This is a genomic window from Pseudomonas sp. NPDC008258, assembly GCF_042956345.1.
Lineage (GTDB): Bacteria > Pseudomonadota > Gammaproteobacteria > Pseudomonadales > Pseudomonadaceae > Aquipseudomonas.
The window spans coordinates 1-20,517 of sequence record NZ_JBIBGE010000016.1 but is presented as its reverse complement, the minus strand read 5'-3'; the positions used below and the strand labels follow the sequence as shown (position 1 = coordinate 20,517).

Below are 20,517 nucleotides of genomic sequence, written 5' to 3'. Positions count from 1 at the left end.
AAGCATGTTCGCTCTCCATGAGCGCTGTCGAACAGCGGGTGCACAGGGGCCGCCCGCCAGGTGGCCCTGGCAGGCAAGCAAGAGGGGGACGGGGGTTAGCGGCGTATCACGGTGCTTTGGCAGCGACCGCTTCGATTTCGACCAAGGCGCCCGGCAGCGGCAGGGCTACCACCTGCAAGGCAGTGCGGGTTGGTTTGCGGGGTTGTTCGGCGGTGGCGAAGAATTCGGTGTAGGCCGCTTGCAGCCCGGCAAAGTCCAGCTTGCCATCGTTGGCCGGGTCGCCTACCAGAAACACCCTCAACTGCACGATGTCGCCCAAGCCCAGGCCCTGGCTTTGCAGCGCGGTCTGGATTTTGTTCAGCACCGAGCGGGTCTGGGTTTCGGTGTTGCCATAGGCGGCAATGGTTTGCGCTGGCGCCTTGGGGTCGGCGACGTCGGGCAGGGTGCCGCTGACGAACGTCAGCGCGGCCCCGGCCGGTACCGTGACCAGTTGCGAAATGGGGAACTTCGAGCCGGGCGGGTCGACACGCTTGATGGTGTCGGCCTGGGCGGTGAGTGCGGACAGTGACATGAAGGCTCCAAGCAGCAGGGCAGTTGTGTTCATCAAAGGGCTTCCTTGTTCAGGCGGCGACGCCGCGTTGCTGTTGCAGGGCATGCCGGGCGATCTGCCCGACCACATGGCGGGCCGAGTCCGCGGCACTGTTCTGCCAGATGCCCACGCCCCCATGGGCCAGTGCATCGCTGGCCAGCCAGGTGCGGCCTTGGGGCTGGTTGAGGTGCGAATAGCCAGGCTCGGCCAGTACGTCATGGACGATCCACGGGCTTTCGCTGAACGGTACCTTGGACCAGTTCACCGCCACCCCGCGTTGCAGCTTGCCGGCATGGCCCGGGTGCAACGACTCCACCGCCTGGCGCGACGATGCCAGTTGCTGCTCTACCGAGCGCGTGGCGAATGTGCGCGCCACGTCTCCGGTGTTGTAGGTGCCCACCAGGATGCCCTGGGCACTGTTCAGGTGGTCGCTGGGGTACCACAGCAACCGCGCTTCGTGGTTGATGTACGAGAGCCCGCCGTAAATCTGGAACTCGCTTTCCCAGAAGCGCGGCGCCTGCCACGCCACCTTGTTGGCCAGGTCCGGTTTGGCCTGGGCAATGGCCGCCTGGGTGGTGTTGCCAAAGTTGTGGTCGACCCGCGCCAGCAGGGGCAGGGGGATGGTGACGATGGCGTAGTCGGCGGTTTCCACCTGGGTGTTGCCAGTGCTCCGGTCGCGCCAGGTCACCTGGCTACCGCTGTCCCCGGTGCGTATGGCCTGCACTTCGGCGTGCAATTGCACCTTGCCCTGCACCTTGGCGTACAGCGCCTTGGCAATCTGGTCCATGCCGCCCACCGGCTGGAACATGGTGGCGGAAAACTCCGGGATTTCGTCGAACACCAGCGGCAGCATCAGGTTAGGGTTGAGCAGTTGCTTGAGTGCTACTGGCTGGCGCTGGATGGGGGTTTGGTCGCCGGCCCCGGCGAAGCGCGTGTAGCCGGCGCGTACCGAGCCCTTGTAATGGCGTTTCTCGTCGAGGTCGCCGTACACCTTCAGAAAATCCAGCAGGGCTTTCTGGTCGCCGCTATCCAGTTCCTTGTCCAGTGCTTTGCCGCTGATGCTGCGCGACAGCAGTTCGCTAAGGTGCCCGCGGGTGTCGTTCACTGCCTGGCGCAACAGCAGCGGCGGCTGTGCAAGGTCTGGTTGGGCGAGGGCGTTGCGGCTGCTGTTGACCAGCACTTCCAGCGGCACGCCCAGCTCGCGGCAGTAGCCGAGGATGGTCAGGTGGTGGCTGGGCAGCCGGGCGGGGCCTGCGTTGAAGTAGTAGCCGTTGTCGAAGCGCACCTGCTGGCGGCTGCCGTCGTTGTGCAGCACCTCGTCGCCGTTGCGCAGCGTCCAGGCTCGCCCGCCGATTCGCTCGCGAGCCTCCAGCACGCGCACATCAAAACCGGCTTTGCCAAGTTCATAGGCCGCCACCAGGCCGCTGATGCCAGCGCCCACTACCAGCACGCGCTTGCCATTGCCGGACGTGGCTGGCAGCCCCAGCGGCTGGAAGGTGCTGGCCGTGGCTGCGCTGGGCAAAAGGCCAAGGGCAGACAGGCTGCCAAGCGCGGCGCCGTAGCTGCCAGCGGCCATCAAGTGGGCAATAAGGTCTCTGCGGGTCAAACCCATGGTATGTACTCCTTGCAAGTGGAAAAGTGAGTCCGTTCAGGGGGCGCTACAGCTCGTAGCGCACGCTCAGCAGTACGGTGCGTGGGTCGTTGACCGAGTAGTAGGCGGTGCGGCTGGCAGCCGAGTAGGCGGTGCTTTGCGGGTAGGCGCGATCGAGCAGGTTCTTCACCGACAAGGTGGTGGTCCAGTGGCCATCCGCGCTGGCATAGCTGGTGCTGGCATTCCAGAAGCCCTGGGCGGGTATTTCGTAGATGTCGGCGTTCAGCGGGTTGGCGTAGGAACGGGTCTGGTACTGGTAGTCGGTGTTGGCCACCAGCTCACCCGGCAGGTTCACCGGCACTGTCCAGTTCAGGCCAAGGCTGGCGTTCCATTCCGGCGCAAAGATCATTTTCTTGCCATCGGCGCTCACGCCCGGGCCGCTGGCGTTCTGGAAGTCGTCATACTGGCTTTTCAGGTAGCCCAGGTTGGCGGTCAGGCGCAGGTCACGGGTGAGCAGCGCGGTGTTTTCCAGCTCCACGCCGTAGGTATGGGCACTGCCTACGTTGGTACGCAGGTTGGCGCTGATGGCCGGGTCCCAGGCATTGGTCTGCAAGTCTTCGTAGTCGTTGTAGAAGAAGGCGATGTTGCTGCGCAGGCGGCCATCGGCAAAGTCACCCTTGAAACCGATTTCGTAGGTCGTGACGTTTTCCGGGTCGAAGCCCTGCTCGGCGGCGGCGCGGGTTGGCGCACGGTTGTCGAAGCCACCGGCCTTGAAACCCCGGGCCACATAGCCGTACTGGATCAGGTCGTCGCTCCAGGCGTATTCCAGGCCTACCTTGGGGCTCAGAGAGGCCCAGGAATCGCTGGTCTGGGCAGCGAAGTTGGTGCCGGTAATGGCGCGATCGGTGGTAATCGCATAGTTGGTGTAATCGAAGTTCTTGTGCTCGTGCGTGAAGCGCAGGCCCGTGGTCAGCGACAGGCGAGGCGTGAGCTTGTAATTGCTCTGGCCATACAGCGCGTAGCTCTCGGTATCGGTGGTGCTGTACTGGCCGCTGGCATTGACCCGATTTTGCGCGACAGAAAAGGTCAGGCTGTCGCGCTCTGCACGAAAGCGTTCCTTGTACAGATACGCCCCGAGGGTGTAGCTGAACCGGTCGTATTCACCGTTCAGCTGGAACTCCTGGGTGGCGTAGCGCTGCTTGTAGGTGATCAGGTTGTTCTGGATTGGCGATGCGGTACCGCTGTTGGCCTGGCCAGAGTTGTCGTAGTCCACCGGCTGGTCAAACTCGGACCAGGCAGTGACCGACTTGAAATTCAGGTGGTCATCGATGGTGTAGAGGGCGCGCAGCACCGCGCTGCCTTGGTCCAGCTTGTTCTTGGGGTCAAGGCTGCTGTAGGTCTTGAACTTGTCGAAATGGCCGTTGGCCGGGTTGAAGGGGGTGTAACTGGTGGTATCGCCACGGTCGAAGGTACCGGCGAGGGTGAGTTGCACGTCCCATGGCGAGTCCTGCGGCGCCAGGCGCAACTTGCCACGGTAGGACTGTATGTCGATGTTGTTGACGTCCTTGTGGCGGGTGCGGTTGTACACGGTGCCATCGCGGGTCAGGCGGATTGCCGAAAAGCTGCCGAACAGGGTGTTGTCCACCAACGGCCCGCTGACCAGCAACCGGCCGTTCTGGGCGTTGTAGTTGCCAGCGCCCAACTCGACGAAGCCACGGGTCTGCTGCGTGGGGTCGCGCGTGATGACACGCACCGCGCCTGCTGCACTGTTACGCCCGTACAGGGTGCCTTGCGGGCCACGCAATACCTCGACACGCTCCACATCGTTGAAGTCCAGCATCGAGGAAATCGCCCGCGGGATATACAGGTCGTCGGCATACACCGCGACCGCCGCTTCCTGGATCGGGTCGGTCTCGCCAATGCCGCGTATGCCGTAGGTTTGCGCGCTGTAGGAAATGGACTGGCGGTTCAGGGTGAGGTTGGGTACCCGCCCGGACAGGTCGCGCACGTTGTTGATTTGCGCATCCTGCAGCGTGCGCTCGTCGAAGGCACTGATCGCCAGCGGGGTTTTCTGCAGGTTTTCTTCGCGGTGTTCGGCCGTGACGGTGACGGTGGGCAGCTTGCCGCTCTGGTCCTCGGCAGGCTCGGCGAAGGTGACAGGGGTGAAGAGGGCGAGGGCAACGGCAGCCGACAGGTGATTGAGCGCAGGGGTGGGCAAATGTCTCATGCAGAAGCTTCCAGGTAACCATGATCGAGTGGGTTTTCGGATACCTGGATACCGGAGCCGGGTGACGGGGCCCGAGGCTGAAGGAGGTATTAGGTTCCTTTGCCTCCGCCAGTCAGGGGTCGGTCTGGTGAGAACATATCTCTATGAAAAATGCTTTTGAAATACTTTTTGCATCTAAGCTAATATTGCTAGCTCGAATTTATTTGATTTTATTAAATGCAAGAAATGCATTTTGAGGGTGGGGTGAAGTTGGCCTGTATTGTGCTGCTTGTATCGGCCTCTTCGCGGGCGTGCCCACGAAGAGGTCGATACCGGCTGAATCAGTGCCCCATGGCCAACTTGGCGCTCATCTGCCGACGGCGGTAGGCACTGTCACGCGAAGCCAGCCACCAGTACAGCGGCGAAGTCACCGCCAACCCCACCAGCCACGACAAGTCAGCACCGTTGATGTGCTCGGAAATCGGCCCGACATACAGCGGCGTGTTCATGAACGGGATCTGCACCACGATACCCACTGCATAAGCGATCAGCGCCTGCGGGTTGTAGCGCCCGTAGATACCGCCATCCACCTGGAAGATCGACTGGATGTCATAGTCGCCTTTGTGAATGGCGTAGAAGTCGATCAGGTTGATCGCCGTCCATGGCACCAGCACCACCAGCAGTACCAGCACCATGTCGACGAAGTGGCCGATGAAGTCTGCCGAAGCGAACACCGCCACTACGCAGCAGGCCGACAGTACGATCAGCGACAGCACCGCACGGCTCTTGGCGGTCGGGATCCAGCGGTAGGCGAAAGTTTGTACCAGGGTGATGATCGACAATACCGCGCCATACAGGTTGAGGGCGTTGTGGCTGATCACGCTGAGCAGGAACAGCACCAGCATGACCGGGCCGAGGGTGCCGGTGGCCAGCTTGACGGCGTCCATGGTGTCCATGCCGGCCGGAATGGCCAGCACCGCCACGGCGCCGAAGATGAACGACAGGCTCGAACCCAGGGCTGAGCCCAGGTAGGTGGTCCAGAAGGTCGAGCTGACTTTGACATCTGCCGGCAGGTAGCGCGAGTAGTCCGACACATAGGGCGCAAAGGCGATCTGCCACAGCGCAGCCAGCGATAAGGTGGCCAGCCAGCCGGCCAGGTTGAAGCCGCCGCGGGTCAGGAAGTCGTCGCTTTGCACATGGGTGAAGATGTAGCCGAAACCGACCACGATGCCGATGCCCAGCACCCAGGTGCCGATGCGGTTGAGCACGTGGATGAAGCGGTAGCCGATGATGCCGATGATGCCCGAGCCCAGTGCACCGATGACGATGCCCACCGGTACTGGCACAGCGTCGACCACGCCGTGCAGCGACTTGCCGGCGAGCACGATGTTGGAGGCGAAGAAGCCGATGTACATGACGCCGGCGATCACCACCACCAGCAACGCGCCAAGGGTGCCGAACTGGGCGCGGCTCTGGATCATCTGCGGGATGCCCATCTGCGGGCCCTGGGCCGAGTGCAGCGCCATCAGCACACCACCGACCAGGTGGCCCACCAGGATGGCGACGATGCCCCACACCAGGTTCAGGTGGAACAGCTGCACGCCCAGCGCGCCGGTAACGATGGGCAGCGGCGCGATGTTGCCGCCGAACCACAGTGTGAACAGATCCCTTACCTTTCCATGGCGGTCTTGCGGGGGCACGTAGCCGATCGTGTGTTTTTCTATGAGGGGTGCCGAATTGGCTGCACTGGTCATGACTGACTCCAAGGCAAGGTAGGGCATCGGGAACTGCCCGGGGGCGTGCCGGCGAAGGGCGACGCGTTCTTGTTGGAGCGATGATGCGGGGCGCGGGGATAACGAGAAATTAGTAAATATGTACCCATAAACCTTAAAAAACCTAAGGCTGACAAAAGCTTAAGCGGGTGACGGTAGCAAGGAGGGTGCCAGCTGGCGGGAGGGCTTGAAGTAGAGGGGTTTGGCTTCGGCTTGGCGTGAAGGGGTGTGCATGCGTGGTGCGTCGTGCGCGTTTGCAGGGCAGATTGAAGGCTGCCTGTTCTGGCCCTTTCGCGGGCTTGCCCGCTCCCACAGGTACGGCGCAGCTTCAGAAACTGTGGTGAACCTGTGGGAGCGGGCAAGCCCGCGAAAGGGCCGGTGCAGGAAAACCGCTACATCGGCAACAACCGGTCCTGAATCACCTCTTTCATCACCAAGGTCGAGCTCAAGCGCTTCACATTGGGAATGCTGGTCAGCTTCTCGTCATACAGCTTCTGAAACGCCGGCAGGTCCTTGGCCACCACATGCAGTAGGTAGTCCGGGTCACCAAACAGCCGCTGCGCCTCGACAATCTGTGGGATCTCGGCCAGTGCCGCTTCAAAGTCCGCCACCGGCTGGCGGGTGACCTCGCGCAGGGTCACGAACACCAGCGCGGCAAAGTTGAGCCCCAGGGCGCTCGGCGCCAGGCGTGCGTGATACCCCAGGATCGCCCCGGACTCCTCCAGCGCCTTCAGGCGCCGATGGCAAGGCGACAGGCTGAGCCCCACGCGGTCAGCCAACTCGGTCACCGACAGGCGACCGTCTTTTTGTAGTTCGGCAAGAATCTTTCGATCAGTCCTGTCCATTGAGAAGGATCTTCCAGTAATTGAACCCTGACGGGGAATATACGAAAGAAAATCCCCGGACGGAATCCGTAATCTTTCGACATCCCAAAGCAGTGGAAAAGGAAGATTCAAGTGGCTATCAGTGTTCTGACGGCGTTCTGGGCCGTGTCGATGCTGTTCGTGATGACCCCAGGGGCAGACTGGGCCTACGCCATTTCGGCGGGCATGCGGGGGCGCTGGGTGATGCCGGCAGTGGCAGGGATGTTGTCGGGGCATTTTCTGGCGACCTTGGTCGTGGCGGCCGGGGTCGGCAGCCTGCTGGCCGGCCACCCGCTGGCGCTTACCCTGTTGACGCTGGCAGGCTGCAGCTACTTGCTGTGGCTGGGCGGTAACCTGTTGCTCAGCCCGGCATTGCCGGAGGCCGGGCAGGGCGGGGTGGGGGAGTCGGGCTCGCGCTGGGCGTTGAAAGGGTTTTGCGTGAGCGGGCTGAACCCGAAAGTGTTCCTGCTGTTCCTGGCCCTGTTGCCGCAGTTCACCGACCCGCAGTCAAGCTGGCCGGTGCCGTTGCAGATCCTGTTGCTGGGCCTGGTGCACTTGTGCAGCTCGCTGGTGATCTATTCGCTGGTCGGCTATGGCGCCAAGGCCGTGCTGAGCACCCGGCCGGGGGCGGCCAGGCTGGTCGGGCGGGTATCCGGGGTGGCGATGATCGCGGTGGCACTGGGTTTGATTGCGGGGCAAATCAACTGAGTTGACCGGTATCGAACGGCTTCAGATAAACTCGCCGGCACCCCACCGCACAATCAGGATGTGCCCCATGCCCGAAACCACGCAACTGCTCACCTTTGCCCTGATCTGCCTCGGCATGGTCCTGACCCCCGGGCCGAACATGATCTACCTGATTTCCCGCTCGATCTGCCAGGGGCGCAAGGCTGGCTTGATTTCCCTTGGCGGGGTAGCGCTGGGCTTCGTCATCTACATGTTCTCCGCCGCACTGGGCATTACCGCCCTGGTGATGGCTGTGCCTTTCGCCTACGACGCGCTGCGCATCGGTGGCGCGCTGTACCTGCTGTACCTGGCCTGGCAGGCCCTGCGCCCGGGCGGTCGCTCACCGTTCCAGGTCAAGGAGCTGCCGGCAGACAGCCCGCGCCGGCTGTTCACCATGGGGTTCGCCACCAGCCTGTTGAACCCCAAGATCGCCGTCATGTACCTGTCGCTGATGCCGCAGTTCATCGAGCCCGGTCACGGCAGTGTACTGGTGCAGTCACTGGTGCTGGGCTCGACGCAAATCGCCATCAGCGTCTCGGTCAATGCATTGATCGCGATCATGGCCGGCTCCATTGCCGTGTTCCTGGCCGGTCGGCCGCTGTGGCAGCAGGTTCAGCGCTGGTTGATGGGCACGGTGCTCGCCGGGCTGGCGGTACGTATGCTGGCTGAAGGGCGCCGTTGAGCTCGCAGGCGCGCCGCTGGGCTTAGCTGCCCAGCACCTTCCCGAGTATCTGACACACCTGTTCTGCCGAATAGGGCTTTGCCAGAAATGCAAAGCCTTGGTGCCCGCCCTCGGCAATCGCATCGCTGTAGCCCGAGGTGAGCACGACCGGCAACTGCGGCCGCTGACGCCGCAGTTCACGGGCCAGTGCCAGGCCGCCCATGCCCGGCATCACCACGTCGGAAAACACCGCATCGAAATCACCTGCTGGCCCTGCCAATTGGGCCAGGGCGTCTTCGGCTGAGCGCGCATAGCTGATCCGGTAACCATGGTCTTCAAGGATTTGCGCAGTGAAGTTGCCAAGGTCGGGGTTGTCTTCCACTACCAGTATTCGCCGCTGCTCACCTTGCGCCTGTGCCAGGGTGCTGGCCGGGGTGTCGGCGGTGGGGGCCGCAGAGGCTACTTCCTGGGGCAGGTACAGGGTAAAGGTGGTGCCTTGGCCGGGGGTGCTCTGCACCTGAACATCGCCGCCGGACTGCTTGGCGAACCCGAACACCTGTGACAGCCCAAGCCCGGTGCCTTCGCCCGGTGCCTTGGTGGTGAAGAACGGGTCGAAGATACGTTCCAGCAGTTCAGCAGCAATGCCGACCCCGCTGTCACTTACCGAAATCGCCGCGAACGGGCCGGCCTGCGCAGGCTGGCCACGCAGGGTGGGCAGGCGTTGGTCAGCCTGCAAGCGCAGCTTCAAGGTGCCTTCACCCGCCATGGCGTCACGGCCATTGAGCATCAGGTTGATCACTGCGGTTTCCAGCTGACTGAGGTCGGCGCGGATGTAGCAGGGTGCGTGTGGCAGCTGCAACTCGACCTGGATACGCGCACCGGTGGCGGTGTCGAGCATGTCGGCCATGGCTTCCAGCCGTGGCCCGGCTTCGAACACGTGCGGGCTCAGGGCCTGGCGGCGGGCGAAGGCCAGCAACTGGCCGGTCAGCTTGGCGCCGCGGTCGACCGTGTCGGACATGGTCTTGAGGTAGCGCTCGCGGCGCTTCTCATCCAGGCTGGGCCGCTGCAGAAAGTGCAATGACGAGCGAATGATGGTCAGCAGGTTGTTGAAGTCGTGGGCTACCCCGCCAGTCAGCTGGCCGATGGCTTCGAGCTTTTGCGTCTGGCGCAGTACGGCCTCAGTGTGCAGCAACTGGGCAGTGCGCTCTTCGACGCGGTGTTCGAGGGTGGCATTGAGTGCTTCCAGCGCCGCCATGGCTTCGCGCACCTCGGCGTTGGCCTGCACCCGCTGGATATGGGCCCAGGAGCGCTCGGTGACTTCGCTGAGCAGGGCTTGGTCGTAATCGGTCCATTCGCGCGGTACGCAGTCATGGATCGCCATCAATGCGGTCAGGCGGCCGCCTTTGATCAGCGGCATGCAGATGGTCGCGGTGATGCCGATGGCCTGAAAGGTAGCTGCCTCGTCGGCGGCCAGTTCGCGGAGGTTGTTGTTGATCACCAAGGGCAGGCCGCTGCGTAAACGGCTGAGCGCCAGTTGGCCGAAGTCATGCAGTTGATACTGCCCGACCAGCCGAGGCGAGCCTTCGACCACTGCGTCGCCGCAGATGGTGAAGCCGTCCTCGTCCGGGTCCATCACTGCATACGCGCAGCTGGAGAGGCCCAGGTGCTCCACCAGCATGCGCGTGGTGGTGGCCAGGATCTGGTCCGGGGCGGTAGCTTCGGCCACGGCACGGCCGAGTTGGTCAAGAAAGTTCAGGCGCTGGTTGGTTATCACGCTGGCCGTGGTTTCGGTAACGGTGTCGAGCATGCCAAGCACCTGGCCATCATGGTCGCGGATGGGGCTGTAGCAGAACGTGAAGTAGGCCCTTTCCGGGCCGCCGTTGCGGTCAATGGTCAGCGGGAAGTCTTCGATGTACACCGCCTCGCCGGCCAGCGCGCGGTCGGCCATGCTGCCGATGTCGGCCCAGGCTTCCTGCCACACGTCGCGAAAGGGGATGCCCAGTGCCAGGGGCTTGCGCCCGAGAATTTCGGTGAAGGCATCGTTGTTCAAGGTGAGCAGGTCCGGGCCCCAGAGCACGGCCTGGGGAAAGCGCGAAGCCAGGCACAGGGCCAGGGTGGTTTTCAGGGCGTCTGGCCAGTGTTCGAGCGGGCCCAGGGGCGTTGCGGCCCAGTCGTGGGTGCGGATGCGTTCGGCCATCTGTCCGCCGCCGTCTAGCCATTTTGCCATGTGCTCTGCCGGTCCGTTTGCGTAAGGCTCTCAGGGTGCACCGAGAATAGGCGATTGGCGAGGGGTTTGTGCACGCCTGTGCTGACCTCCGGGCGGGTGGCAACGTTTCAGAACTGGTAATCAACCTGGGCCAGCAGCGTTCGCCCTGGCATCGGCTGCAGGAAGGTGTTGGTGGCGCCGGCCAGGCCACTGACGAAATTCAGCTCGTCGGTGACATTGAGCATGCGCACCGTCACCCCCCACTGCGGCTGGCGGTAGTACACGGCGAGGTCAAGGTTGTACTCATCGGGCACTTTCACCGTCTTGCTCAGGTTCAGGTACCAGCTGCTGGTCCACCACCCCGACAGCTCCACGCCAAAGCCTGAATCGAAGCGGTAGTCCACATAGCCACCGGCGTTGTATTCAGGAATCTGCACTGCATCGAACTTGCCGGACGGCCGCTGGTTCAGGGTGTTGTTGTCGCCGAACACCGTACCGTTGTCGGGGATGAAACCGGCTGAGGCAAACCCGGCCTGGCTGGTGAACTCGTTGTAGGCACTGATGCGGCTGAGGTTGAGGCCACCGCGCAGGTGCTGGTCCTGGTAGCGCAGGGTAGCCTCCCAGCCTTTGACGATCAGCCGGGCGATGTTGTTGTTGCTGTCCGGCGACTGGTCGCGGGCTTGCTTGTAGGCGGCCAGGGTAAGGAATAGCTGGTCAGGCACGGCCTCCACCTTCAAGCCCACCTCGTGCAACACGCTCAGGCTCTCGAAGGCCAGCGGGTTGAGCTGGTTGGCGCCGGCACCGCTGCCCCAGCCCAGGCCATTGGTGAAGAAGCCGGTGTTCACTGCCAGCGAACGGTCGAAGGTGTAGTAAAGGGTGCTGTTTTCCGTGGGTTTGACGTAGGGGCTGACCTGCACCGAGAACAGCCGGTAGTTGCCCGAGTCCTTGCGTGGGTTGCCACCGGGCAACACCAACGGGTTTTCGATGCGGGCATCGATCCAGCTGCGGCTGGCGCCCACGTTCAGGCCCACGCGCTCGCCCAGGCGCAGGTTGTGCTGGCTGAACAGGGTCTTGGTGGTCCAGGTGCTGTCGGCGGTGTAGGGCGCCACCGACTCGGCATACAGGCCATGCCCGGCGGGGTACATGGCCGGTAGGTTGAGCCAGCCGTAGTAGCTGGAAAACTGCGGCACGCCGGGCTGGCCGATCCACGCAGCGTTACCGCCAGCGGGGTTGCGGCCGGCCAGCCCAAGCAGGTCGCCGGGGTTTTTCAAGGTTGGGTCCAGGGTCAGGTCGTAGGCGTTGATGGTGCTGCCAAAGTTGTTGTTGGCGGCGATCGACTCGTTACGCTCGCGGCGGTAGATCAGCCCGGTATTACTGTCGTCAACCAACGTCAGGTCGCCCAGTTGCAGTTGACCACGGGCGCGGAACTCGAAGCGGTTGTCGAAGATATCGTCCTTGCCCTGTACCTGGAATGCGCCCACCGCGTCGGTGGTGTCGGTGGAGTGCTGATAGAAGGTGCTGTTGGCCAGGGTAATCGCCGGTGTCAGGTCGCCTTCGACACGCAGTTGCGTGGTAAAGCGCCGCGAGCGGTTCTCGTCTTGCGAGCGCTGGCCGGTCTGTGACGATAACGAGGTAAGGCCGTTGCCTGCCAGTGACGGGTCGTAGACCCAGCCGCGCAGGCTGCCAGGGTTGGCCTGTGTGTTGGGCGAGGCGCCTTGGAAACTGCCGTTTACTACCTGATATTGGCCCTGGGCGTTGCGCTGGCGCTGCACCCACCCCAGCACCTGGGCATCGGCGGCGCCGGAAGACAGCACCGGCGACCACAAGGTGTTGCCGTTCTGGATAACCGGCGTGGCGCGGCCGGCGTAGTACTTGCCGTGGTCGACCAGGTCCTGCGTGGCGCGGTTCCAGCCGTGGGTGATGTTGTAGTCGTAGTAGTCGTCGTAGGCGGCGTTCCAGTCCACCCGCAGGTTGTCGTTGCGCCAGGCCAGCGCGCTGTAAAAGGCGTCGAAGTTGTTCTCGACGTTGTCGTAGAAGTCCTCCTGGCGCTGGCGGGTGATGCTCACCCGGTAGGCCAGGTTGTCGGTCAGCGGGCCGGTGTTGTCGATACTGAACTTGGTGGCGTCGCGCGATTCGCCATCGGGGATCCAGCTGCCGATTTCACCGCTGAGTTTCGTGCGGAAACGGTTGAAGTCGGGCTTCTTGCTCAGGTAGTTGACGTAGCCGCCACTGCCGCTGACCGAACCGTACGTTACCGAGGACGGCCCGGCAACGATGTCTGCGCCCTCGTAGGCGTTGAAGTTGGCCGGGTGGCGCACGCCATAGGCGCGCTGGCCGTCCTGGAACACTTCGGTGTTCTGCCCGCGCATCTGCGGGGCGATGCCGGCGTTCTGGCCGCCACCACGGGTGATGCCGGGGGCGTATTTGACCAGGTCGTCGGAACTGCGGATCGGGTCGTTGGCCAATTGTTCTGCGTTGATCTGGGTAACCGAACGCGGGGTATCGAGCACCTTGGCTTCCAGGCCACCGTAGATCGAGGCTGGCGGGCGGGTGGGCAGGGCGTCGTCGTCAGGCTGCTCGGCCTGTACGGTGACGGTTTGCAGCTGGGTGTCTTCGGCGTAGGCCAATGACGCGCTGGTGGCCAGGATGGCCAGTGCCAGGGCGCTGGGCTGGAATTTTGGGTGCAGCAAGGTGACGCGGGGCATTGGCTGGGCCTCGTTGGATAAAAGGGGGATGAGAAACGAGGGCGCAGCCGCGCCTGCGGTTGGTTTGGTTGTTGTGCTGCCTGTCCCGGCCCTATCGCCGGCAAGCCAGCTCCCACAGGGATAGCGCAAGCCTTCAGTCCTGTGCAGGCCCTGTGGGAGCTGGCTTGCCGGCGATAGGGCCGGGACAGGCGATTGAGGGCTTGAAAGTCAACTTCTGAGCCACAGGCTCTCGAACCGCCAGGTGCTGAACAGTGACTGCTCGGCCTGCGCGCCACCCACGCGGGTGCTGACGCTGTCGAGCAAATCGGCAAAGCCCCAGATCAACATGCCACCGCGTTCGTACTGGATACGCTGCGCCTGGTGCACCAGCGCCTTGCGCTTTTCCAGGTCTGGCTGGGCCATGGCGGCGAGAAAGGCCTCGCTGAATTCGGGGTCGTGGAAGTGGGTCTTGTTGGCCACGGCAAACGGCGCATCGGTGTGAATGGCGCTGGCCAGGAACGGCGCGCCGATGCTGCCACCGGTACTCAACGTCCAGTCGTCGCGCTGCGGCCCCTGGAACGTGGCCAGGTCGACCTGGCGTACGTTGATCGTCACACCGATGCGTCGGGCCTGTTCGGCCAGCACCAGTGCCGAGGCCAACCCCGGCCCTGGCGTAGTCACCAGTTCCACCTGCAACTGCTCATGGCCGGCCTCGCGCAGCAACTGCGCCGCCCGCTGCGGGTCGTGTCGGCGCGGGCCGAGGCTGTGGTCGAAGGTAGGGTCGAATGGCGCATACAAATCGTTGGCTACCCGGCCTTGGCCATTCAACGCACGGCGCACCAGCTCGTCGCGGTCGGCCAGCAGGCGGAACGCCTGCCGTACCCGCGGGTCGTTGAATGGCGCCCTGGCAGTGTTCATGTCGAACGACAACCAGTTGCCACTCACCGACTTCAACAGCCGCAACCGTGGGTCAGCCTGGAGTACTTGCAGGTGCTCGGTGGACATGACATTGGCCATGTCGATCTGCCCCGCACGCAGTGCCGCCAGGCGGCCTGTCTGGTCTTTGAAGTCGATGATCTCCAGCTCATCGGCATAGGGTTTGTCGGGTTTGTAGTAGTTGTCGAAACGGGTAAAGAGCGAACGCTGGCCCGGCGTGAAGCTTTTCAGCTTGTAAGGCCCGGCACCGACCGGGTTGGTGACCGGGTGATAGTCCACCGGCACGATGCCGCCGAAGTTGACCCAGGTTTCCGGCAGCGGCAGGTAACTTCGCCCGTTGCGAAAGCCCAGGCGCACGGTGCGGTCATCCAGCCTGTGCAGGTTGTCGCGGTCCACCCAGTGCAGCAGCGCTGCGTAAGGCGAGGCCAGCTGCGGGTCGGTGAGGCGGCGGATGGAGAAAATCAGGTCGTCGGCGTCGATGGTCTTGCCGTGGTGGAATTCCAGCCCGGGCTTCAGGCGCAGGGTCCAGCTGCTTGCATCGGCATTGGGCTCGGCAAACTCGGCCAGGGCCAGGCGTGGCTGCATCTGCTCGTCCCATTCCCATAGCTTGCTGTACAACGCGAAGCCACGGACGATACCGCTGCCAACAGGTTTGTGGGCGTCGAGGTTGCCGCTTTGGTTGCCGTCGATGATGCCTAACCGCAGCCGCCCGCCATGGCGCGGCTGGTCGGCTGCGCCATGGCTTGGGCTGTCGGTGGGGCCGCAGCCGGCCAGCAACCCGCCGGCCAGCACGCCAGCGTGGCCAAGAAAGCTGCGCCGGCTGAGTGGGTAACCGTCCCTGGCCATGGCGTCAGGCCCCGTTGCTGGCGTGCAGTTGCACGGGTTCGGTTGCCGGGCGGGCAAGGGCTGCGCGCTGCCCACGGAAGTGCGGCAGGATGTGCTCGCCGATGCGGTAGGCCTCTTCCAGGTGCGGGTAGCCAGCCAGGAAGAACAGGTCGATGCCGATGCCGTGGTACTCACGGATGCGCGCCACCACGTTGGCGTAGCTGCCTACCAGCGCGCAGCCCGGCGGGATACCGATGTAGCCGAAGCCGGTCCACACATTGGGGTGGATGAAGAAGTCGTCGAAGGCCTGTTGCTCGTCCTTGTCGTTGTAGCCTTCTTCGTAGCTCAGCTTGCGTGCCGTGCGCAGGCCGGCGTGGGCGGCACGGGCCTTGACCGTGCCTTTGGCCACGCCTTCGTCGAAGAAGCGTTTGGCTTCGGCCAGCGCGGCCTCTTCAGTGTCGCGGGCAATGACGTCGATGGACAGGCCAAAGCGGATATCGGTGCGCCCCCATTTCAACGCACGGGCGCGGATGTCGGCGATCAGCGCGGCAATCTCGTCCGGGTGCTCGGCACGCATCAGATAGAAGTCGGCGTGCTTGGCGGCAAACTCCCGTGCGGCCACCGACGAACCGGCGGTGCAGATCAGCGGTAGCTCGGCCTTTTTCAGCGGGCCGCGCAGGCCACCGCCTTCGGCACGGTAATACGTACCTTCATAGTGGAACTGCTCGTTGTGCCAGTAGCCGCGCACCACGTCCATGAATTCGGTGGCACGGGCGTAGCGTTCGTCGTGGCCTTCAAAGTCGCCGACCTGGCGCTGGATGGCATCCGAGCCGCCGTTGATGATGTTCCAGACCAGGCGGTTGCCGGTGGCGCGCTGGTAGGTCGCAGCCTGCTGCACGGCCACCCAAGGGGTGTAGTGGTAGGGCTGGAACGCGGTCACGAACTTCAGCGTGCGGGTTTCCCGGGCCAGCAGCGAGCACACCGTCCATGGCTCTTCGCCGGTAGGCGCATTGACCATCAGCGCCCCGCCGAAGCCGTTGATTTCCGCTGCGCGGGCGATCTGGCCGAGGTAGTCGATGTAGGTGAAGTGATCACCTACGGCAAACCCCGACACCGCACCGCTGCTGGGCCCGCCCGCGTGCCAGTCGCCGCGGTTGCGCGGGTCGCCGGGCAGGAACTGGGTTTCGCCGTGCAAGGGCAGGCGGGTGAAGAACTCGATGCTCATGGGGCGGCCTCCTTACTGGACGCTTGGGCTGCAATTTGGGGTGACCGGCTGGCCACTGATGACCTGGCGGGCGAAAGGGATCGAGTCTTTCAGCGAGGCATTTACCGTTTCGCTGTGGCCCAGGCCCTTGTACAGGTGGCCCTGTACCACGGAGCCGGCCTTGCAGGCGTCCTGCATCAGTGCCACCTGTGTGGCGGCAGCGGGGGTCTTGTCCTCGGCGCCGGTACCGATGAAGATCGGCTGGGCCAGTTTCAGGGTCGGGTACGACACCTGCGCCAGCCATGGCTTCAGCTTGTCGCCCTTGTAGTCTTTCTTGGCATTTGCCGGGGTCAGGCCGGTGCCAACCACGTCGCTGACCAGTGAAGACAGGCAGCTGGTGCGTGCCTGCTCGAACAGCGGCAAGGCCTTGTCGGTGTAGAAGTCGCGCGGGTCGATGCTTGGGTCGTACTGCTGCGCTGCAAGCAGGGTGTAAAAGCCGTAGGCCAGGGCCGGGTCGACCTTGTCCTGGTCCTGCTCGCCAACGTTTTTTGCGCCGATGGTATAGATGACGCCAGTGCCGATGCTGCCCTTGACCCCCAGTTTGGGCGCATAGGTGGCGGCGTAGGCACCCGCGGCAAACGCCCCGGCACCGCCCTGCGACTGGCCGATGATCAGCACCTTGTCGGCCAGCCCTGGTACGGCGGCCACCACGGCTTTGGCTGCATCGAGAATGCCGTAGGCGGCCATGCGGTTGTTCAGCAGCGGGTGGCCACCGGGTACGCCCAGGCCCTGGTAGTCGGTTGCAACAATGGCGTAACCCTCATCAAGCCAGCGGTTGAGGTACTGCACGTCACGGTAGCTGCGCCCGGCCCAGGACGGCGCGCAGATATCGGCCACGCCGACCGTGCCATGGCCCCAGCTGGCAACCGGCCAGCCGCCTGCCGGTGCCTTGCCTTTGGGAATGAACAGCGCGCCGGAAACCACCACCGGGGTCTTGCCGTCGATGCCGTCCAGCGAGGTGTAGAGGATGCGTTGTGCACTGGCTGCGTTGGGCAGGCTCAGCGCTTGTTCCAACGGTTCGCTACGCAGCAGTTTGCCGGGTGTGGCGGGGATGGCTTTGGTCCAGGTGTAGAAGGCCGACACGCGGCCATCGCCCTGTTGCGGGTCGGGCTTGGGCGCATAGGTTTCGGCGGCCATGGCGCCAATCGACAGGGCCAGGGCGCTGAGGCCGAAAATGACGGAAGCAGGCAGTTTCATGGTGCTGGGTCTCAAGGTTGATGGCTGATTTGCGCGTCTGACGACGGCCAGTAGTGGGTCAGTTGCAAGTCGATCAGGGCCTGGCGGGTAAAGCCTGTGGCCAGGTCGTGGGTGATGTCGTAAGGCGTGCGGATCAGGCGGTTGGCCAGGGCGTACTGGCCCAGCGCGTCGTAGTGGGCCTTGAGCTGGGCATCGCTTTTTGGCGCCCAGCGCGCCTTCCACGCCACCGGGTCGTCCTGGTCGTCGCGGCGCAGCACGCTTTCGCTGACGCCTGCGCGGGAAGACAGCGCGTAGTAGGCGTCGCGGTTCTGCTCCTGGGAGATCCACCAGGCCGCACGCACCCAGGCGGTGGCCACCAGTTGCGTCAGGTCGGCGTGCTGCTGCACGAAGCGGTCGGTGCCCCACAGGTCCGACACCAGCCGCCAGTCATTGGCGCCTTGCTTGGTCGACCAGAGGATGCGCGCAACGCCTTTGTCTTCCAGGGCATAGGCCTCGTTGAGCAGCACGGCGGCGTCCACCTTGCCGGCAGACACAGCAGCAGCGCCCACTTGCGGGTTGAGGTTGGCGATCTTGAAGTCGCTCAGCTGCAGGCCCTGGCTTTGCAGGAAATTGCTGAAGGCGAACTCCCACGGCCGACCGCGGTGCAGGGCCAGGCGTTTGCCCTTGAGGTCCTGGATGCTGCGAACCGGTGAATCGCTCGGCACCACCAGGTAGATGTTGTTGCCGCTGCCGCCCGGTACCACCAGTTTGCCCGGCACCTGGCCGGCCCCGGCGATGACCGAGGGCAGGTCGCCGCGTACGGCGAAGTCCAGGCTGTCGTTGCTGAAACCTTCGTTGATCTGCGGCCCGGCGCCGGCATGGGGCAGGGCGGTCCATTGCAGTTTCACGCCGCGGGCGGCCAGTTGCTGCTCCAGCCAGCCTTCCTCGATCACGCGGCCGGGGATACCGCCGAATACAGGCGCACCGCCTTGGGTGAAGGCAACAATCGCAATGCGCACGGCCGCCGGTGGTTCAGCTGCCAGTGCAGTCAGGCTGATGAACAGGCCAAGCAGCAGGGTAAGGGCATGACGCCAGGGATTGTTCATGTGCAGCTCCAGGCAAAGGTTCAACAGGCCAAGAGCGAAATGCATGCCAGCCACTTGAAAATGCTCTGGAAGCCTTGAGTTATGGGGCTTTCACTCAAACAGAACTGACCGGTGGCGGGGCTGGCCTGCTGAACGGCAGGCAGGGGAGTGCTGGCGGGTTGCTGCTGTAGCAGCAATGGATTGCTGGAAAATCGAATATTCCTTATTCGAATATCTAAATATTAATTAATAATTTTTTGATCTAATTTGTTTCATGCACTATTGGCTGGCGCGTCAACTGCCAGGAATGCCCCCATGTCGCTGATCACCCACCCCAATGCCCGCGAGCTGACCAAGTCGGTACGTGCCACCGTGCTCGTGTTCAAGGACCCGCGCTCCCAGGAACTGCTCAGCCGGATCGAGCGCCTGGCGCCCAGCGAGGCCAATACCCTGATCATCGGCGAAACCGGCACCGGCAAAGAGCTGGTCGCCCGTCATATCCATCACCTAAGCCGCCGTGGGCGTGAGCCCTTCGTGGCGGTGAACTGCGGTGCCTTTGCCGAAACCCTGGTGGAGAGCGAGCTGTTCGGCCATGAGAAAGGCGCGTTTACAGGCGCCACCAGCAACAAGGCCGGCTGGTTCGAAGCGGCCAATGGCGGCACGCTGTTCCTCGACGAAATCGGCGACTTGCCGCTGAACATGCAGGTGAAGTTGCTGCGTGTGTTGCAGGAGCGTGAAGTGGTGCGGCTGGGGTCACGCACGCCTGTTCCGATCAACGTGCGGCTGGTGGCGGCGACCAACGTCAACCTGGCAGATGCGGTGGTGGCGGGGCATTTTCGCGAAGACCTGTTCTACCGCCTGCATGTCGCGACGATCCGCCTGCCGCCGCTGCGCGAGCGGCCGGGGGATATCCTGCCGTTGGCGGAGTTCTTCATCGAGGAGCATTGCAGGCGCCTGGGCTATGAGCGTGCCTCGCTAAGCCCGGATGCCGAGCGCAAATTGCTGGCGCATAGCTGGCCGGGCAATATCCGCGAGCTGGAGAATGCCATTCACCATGCCCTGTTGGTGTGCCGCTACCAGGTAGTGGCGCCTGCGGACTTGCATCTGGTCGACATGCGGCAACCGCTAGCGGCACCGGCGGCGCATGCCCACTTGCCTGCGGCCGGTGTGGCGCCGCCTGACCTGGAAAGCGCGTTGCTGGCGTTGTTCGAGCAGAATGTGCCCAACCTGTATGAGCATATCGAGGAAACGGTGTTCCGGGCGGCGTACCGTTATTGCCATGGCAACCAGTTACAGACGGGGCGCTTGCTGAACATCAGCCGCAATATCGTGCGGGCGCGGCTGGAGAAGATAGGTGAACTGACAAAAGCGTAGTGGGCGCAGTGCGCGGTCCCACAGGTACTGCATAAACCTGAAGCCTGCGCAGTCCCTGTGGGAGCGGGTTCACCCGCGAAGAACCCAGCGCGTTGGATGGCACCGGCTTCGCCGGTATTCGCGGCCACGGCCGCTCCCACAGGTACTGCATGAGCCTGAGGCCAGCGCGGTTCCTGTGGGAGCGGGCTTGCCCGCGAAGAACCCAGCGCGGTGGATGGCACCGGCTTCGCCGGTGTTCGCGGCCACGGCCGCTCCCACAGGTACTGCATGAGCCTGAGGCCTGCGCGGTTCCTGTGGGAGCGGGCTTGCCCGCGAAGAATCCAGCGCGGTGGATGGCACCGGCTTCGCCGGTGTTCGCGGCTAAAGCCGCTCCCACAGGTACTGCATAAGCCTGAGGCCTGCGCGGTTCCTGTGGGAGCGGGCTTGCCCGCGAAGAATCCAGCGCGGTGGATGGCACCGGCTTTGCCGGTGTTCGCGGCCAAGGCCGCTCCCACAGGTACTGCATAAGCCTGAGGCCTGCGCGGTTCCTGTGGGAGGGGGTTCACCCGCGAAAAATCCA

At 63.7% G+C, this 20,517-nt stretch carries 14 protein-coding genes; 3 read left to right on the top strand and 11 right to left on the bottom strand.

Going from position 1 to position 20,517, the window contains the following annotated elements; translation table 11 throughout:
* Nucleotides 1-106: 106 nt before the first annotated feature.
* The 5 genes from ACFY9W_RS14810 to ACFY9W_RS14790 form a co-directional block, all read right to left on the bottom strand.
* A complete protein-coding gene (locus tag ACFY9W_RS14810) occupies nt 107-604 on the bottom strand; it encodes a Rid family hydrolase (protein ID WP_391131442.1) in 498 nt (165 codons plus the stop codon).
* 16 nt (nt 605-620) lie between these two features.
* Complete coding sequence (locus ACFY9W_RS14805) at nt 621-2,201, bottom strand: FAD-dependent oxidoreductase (protein WP_391131440.1); 1,581 nt, start codon at nt 2,199-2,201, stop codon at nt 621-623.
* A gap of 46 nt (nt 2,202-2,247) precedes the next feature.
* Nucleotides 2,248-4,407 (bottom strand): TonB-dependent receptor domain-containing protein, encoded by a 2,160-nt coding sequence (locus ACFY9W_RS14800; RefSeq protein WP_391131438.1) that lies wholly within the window; start codon nt 4,405-4,407, stop codon nt 2,248-2,250.
* A 320-nt stretch (nt 4,408-4,727) separates the two neighbouring features.
* Nucleotides 4,728-6,140, bottom strand: coding sequence for a cytosine permease (locus tag ACFY9W_RS14795; protein ID WP_391131436.1), 1,413 nt, complete (start codon nt 6,138-6,140; stop codon nt 4,728-4,730).
* Nucleotides 6,141-6,550: 410 nt separating this feature from the next.
* A complete protein-coding gene (locus ACFY9W_RS14790; RefSeq protein WP_012271902.1) occupies nt 6,551-7,003 on the bottom strand; it encodes an Lrp/AsnC family transcriptional regulator in 453 nt (150 codons plus the stop codon).
* Between the two features lie 111 nt (nt 7,004-7,114).
* Here ACFY9W_RS14790 and ACFY9W_RS14785 point away from each other — a divergent pair, with 111 nt between their 5' ends.
* Nucleotides 7,115-7,729 carry a LysE family transporter gene (locus ACFY9W_RS14785; protein WP_391131434.1) on the top strand — a complete coding sequence of 205 codons (615 nt, stop codon included), beginning with the start codon at nt 7,115-7,117 and terminating at the stop codon, nt 7,727-7,729.
* A gap of 67 nt (nt 7,730-7,796) precedes the next feature.
* Nucleotides 7,797-8,429 carry a LysE family transporter gene (locus tag ACFY9W_RS14780; protein WP_391131432.1) on the top strand — a complete coding sequence of 211 codons (633 nt, stop codon included), beginning with the start codon at nt 7,797-7,799 and terminating at the stop codon, nt 8,427-8,429.
* A 22-nt stretch (nt 8,430-8,451) separates the two neighbouring features.
* On the opposite strand, the gene ACFY9W_RS14775 is transcribed toward ACFY9W_RS14780, so the two are convergent.
* The 6 genes from ACFY9W_RS14775 to ACFY9W_RS14750 all read right to left on the bottom strand — a co-directional run bounded on the left by ACFY9W_RS14775 (nt 8,452) and on the right by ACFY9W_RS14750 (nt 18,605).
* Complete coding sequence (locus tag ACFY9W_RS14775) at nt 8,452-10,635, bottom strand: ATP-binding protein (RefSeq protein ID WP_391131430.1); 2,184 nt, start codon at nt 10,633-10,635, stop codon at nt 8,452-8,454.
* Nucleotides 10,636-10,742: 107 nt separating this feature from the next.
* Complete coding sequence (locus tag ACFY9W_RS14770; RefSeq protein WP_391131428.1) at nt 10,743-13,319, bottom strand: TonB-dependent receptor plug domain-containing protein; 2,577 nt, start codon at nt 13,317-13,319, stop codon at nt 10,743-10,745.
* Between the two features lie 207 nt (nt 13,320-13,526).
* Entirely contained in the window at nt 13,527-15,080 is a 1,554-nt protein-coding gene (locus tag ACFY9W_RS14765; RefSeq protein WP_391131426.1) for an ABC transporter substrate-binding protein, read from the bottom strand.
* 4 nt (nt 15,081-15,084) lie between these two features.
* Nucleotides 15,085-16,284 (bottom strand): LLM class flavin-dependent oxidoreductase, encoded by a 1,200-nt coding sequence (locus ACFY9W_RS14760; RefSeq protein ID WP_391131424.1) that lies wholly within the window; start codon nt 16,282-16,284, stop codon nt 15,085-15,087.
* Nucleotides 16,285-16,296: 12 nt separating this feature from the next.
* The gene (locus ACFY9W_RS14755; RefSeq protein WP_391131422.1) at nt 16,297-17,520 is read right to left on the bottom strand and encodes a lipase family protein; all 1,224 of its coding nucleotides are present in this window, start codon (nt 17,518-17,520) and stop codon (nt 16,297-16,299) included.
* 11 nt (nt 17,521-17,531) lie between these two features.
* Nucleotides 17,532-18,605: an ABC transporter substrate-binding protein gene (locus ACFY9W_RS14750; RefSeq protein WP_391131420.1), complete on the bottom strand. Its 1,074-nt coding sequence runs from the start codon at nt 18,603-18,605 to the stop codon at nt 17,532-17,534.
* A gap of 294 nt (nt 18,606-18,899) precedes the next feature.
* On the opposite strand from ACFY9W_RS14750, the gene ACFY9W_RS14745 reads away from it, so the two are divergent.
* Nucleotides 18,900-19,958: a sigma 54-interacting transcriptional regulator gene (locus tag ACFY9W_RS14745; RefSeq protein WP_391131418.1), complete on the top strand. Its 1,059-nt coding sequence runs from the start codon at nt 18,900-18,902 to the stop codon at nt 19,956-19,958.
* The last annotated feature ends 559 nt before the right edge of the window (nt 19,959-20,517 follow it).

Excerpts from the sequence above, each read along its gene's own strand:
- ACFY9W_RS14800 (WP_391131438.1), bottom strand. The coding sequence starts at position 4,407 with ATGAGACATTTGCCCACCCCTGCGCTCAATCACCTGTCGGCTGCCGTT.
- ACFY9W_RS14750 (WP_391131420.1), bottom strand. The coding sequence starts at position 18,605 with ATGAACAATCCCTGGCGTCATGCCCTTACCCTGCTGCTTGGCCTGTTC.
- ACFY9W_RS14805 (WP_391131440.1), bottom strand. The coding sequence starts at position 2,201 with ATGGGTTTGACCCGCAGAGACCTTATTGCCCACTTGATGGCCGCTGGC.
- ACFY9W_RS14810 (WP_391131442.1), bottom strand. The coding sequence starts at position 604 with ATGAACACAACTGCCCTGCTGCTTGGAGCCTTCATGTCACTGTCCGCA.
- ACFY9W_RS14795 (WP_391131436.1), bottom strand. The coding sequence starts at position 6,140 with ATGACCAGTGCAGCCAATTCGGCACCCCTCATAGAAAAACACACGATC.
- ACFY9W_RS14765 (WP_391131426.1), bottom strand. The coding sequence starts at position 15,080 with ATGGCCAGGGACGGTTACCCACTCAGCCGGCGCAGCTTTCTTGGCCAC.
- ACFY9W_RS14775 (WP_391131430.1), bottom strand. The coding sequence starts at position 10,635 with ATGGCAAAATGGCTAGACGGCGGCGGACAGATGGCCGAACGCATCCGC.
- ACFY9W_RS14755 (WP_391131422.1), bottom strand. The coding sequence starts at position 17,520 with ATGAAACTGCCTGCTTCCGTCATTTTCGGCCTCAGCGCCCTGGCCCTG.
- ACFY9W_RS14760 (WP_391131424.1), bottom strand. The coding sequence starts at position 16,284 with ATGAGCATCGAGTTCTTCACCCGCCTGCCCTTGCACGGCGAAACCCAG.
- ACFY9W_RS14780 (WP_391131432.1), top strand. The coding sequence starts at position 7,797 with ATGCCCGAAACCACGCAACTGCTCACCTTTGCCCTGATCTGCCTCGGC.
- ACFY9W_RS14790 (WP_012271902.1), bottom strand. The coding sequence starts at position 7,003 with ATGGACAGGACTGATCGAAAGATTCTTGCCGAACTACAAAAAGACGGT.
- ACFY9W_RS14745 (WP_391131418.1), top strand. The coding sequence starts at position 18,900 with ATGTCGCTGATCACCCACCCCAATGCCCGCGAGCTGACCAAGTCGGTA.
- ACFY9W_RS14770 (WP_391131428.1), bottom strand. The coding sequence starts at position 13,319 with ATGCCCCGCGTCACCTTGCTGCACCCAAAATTCCAGCCCAGCGCCCTG.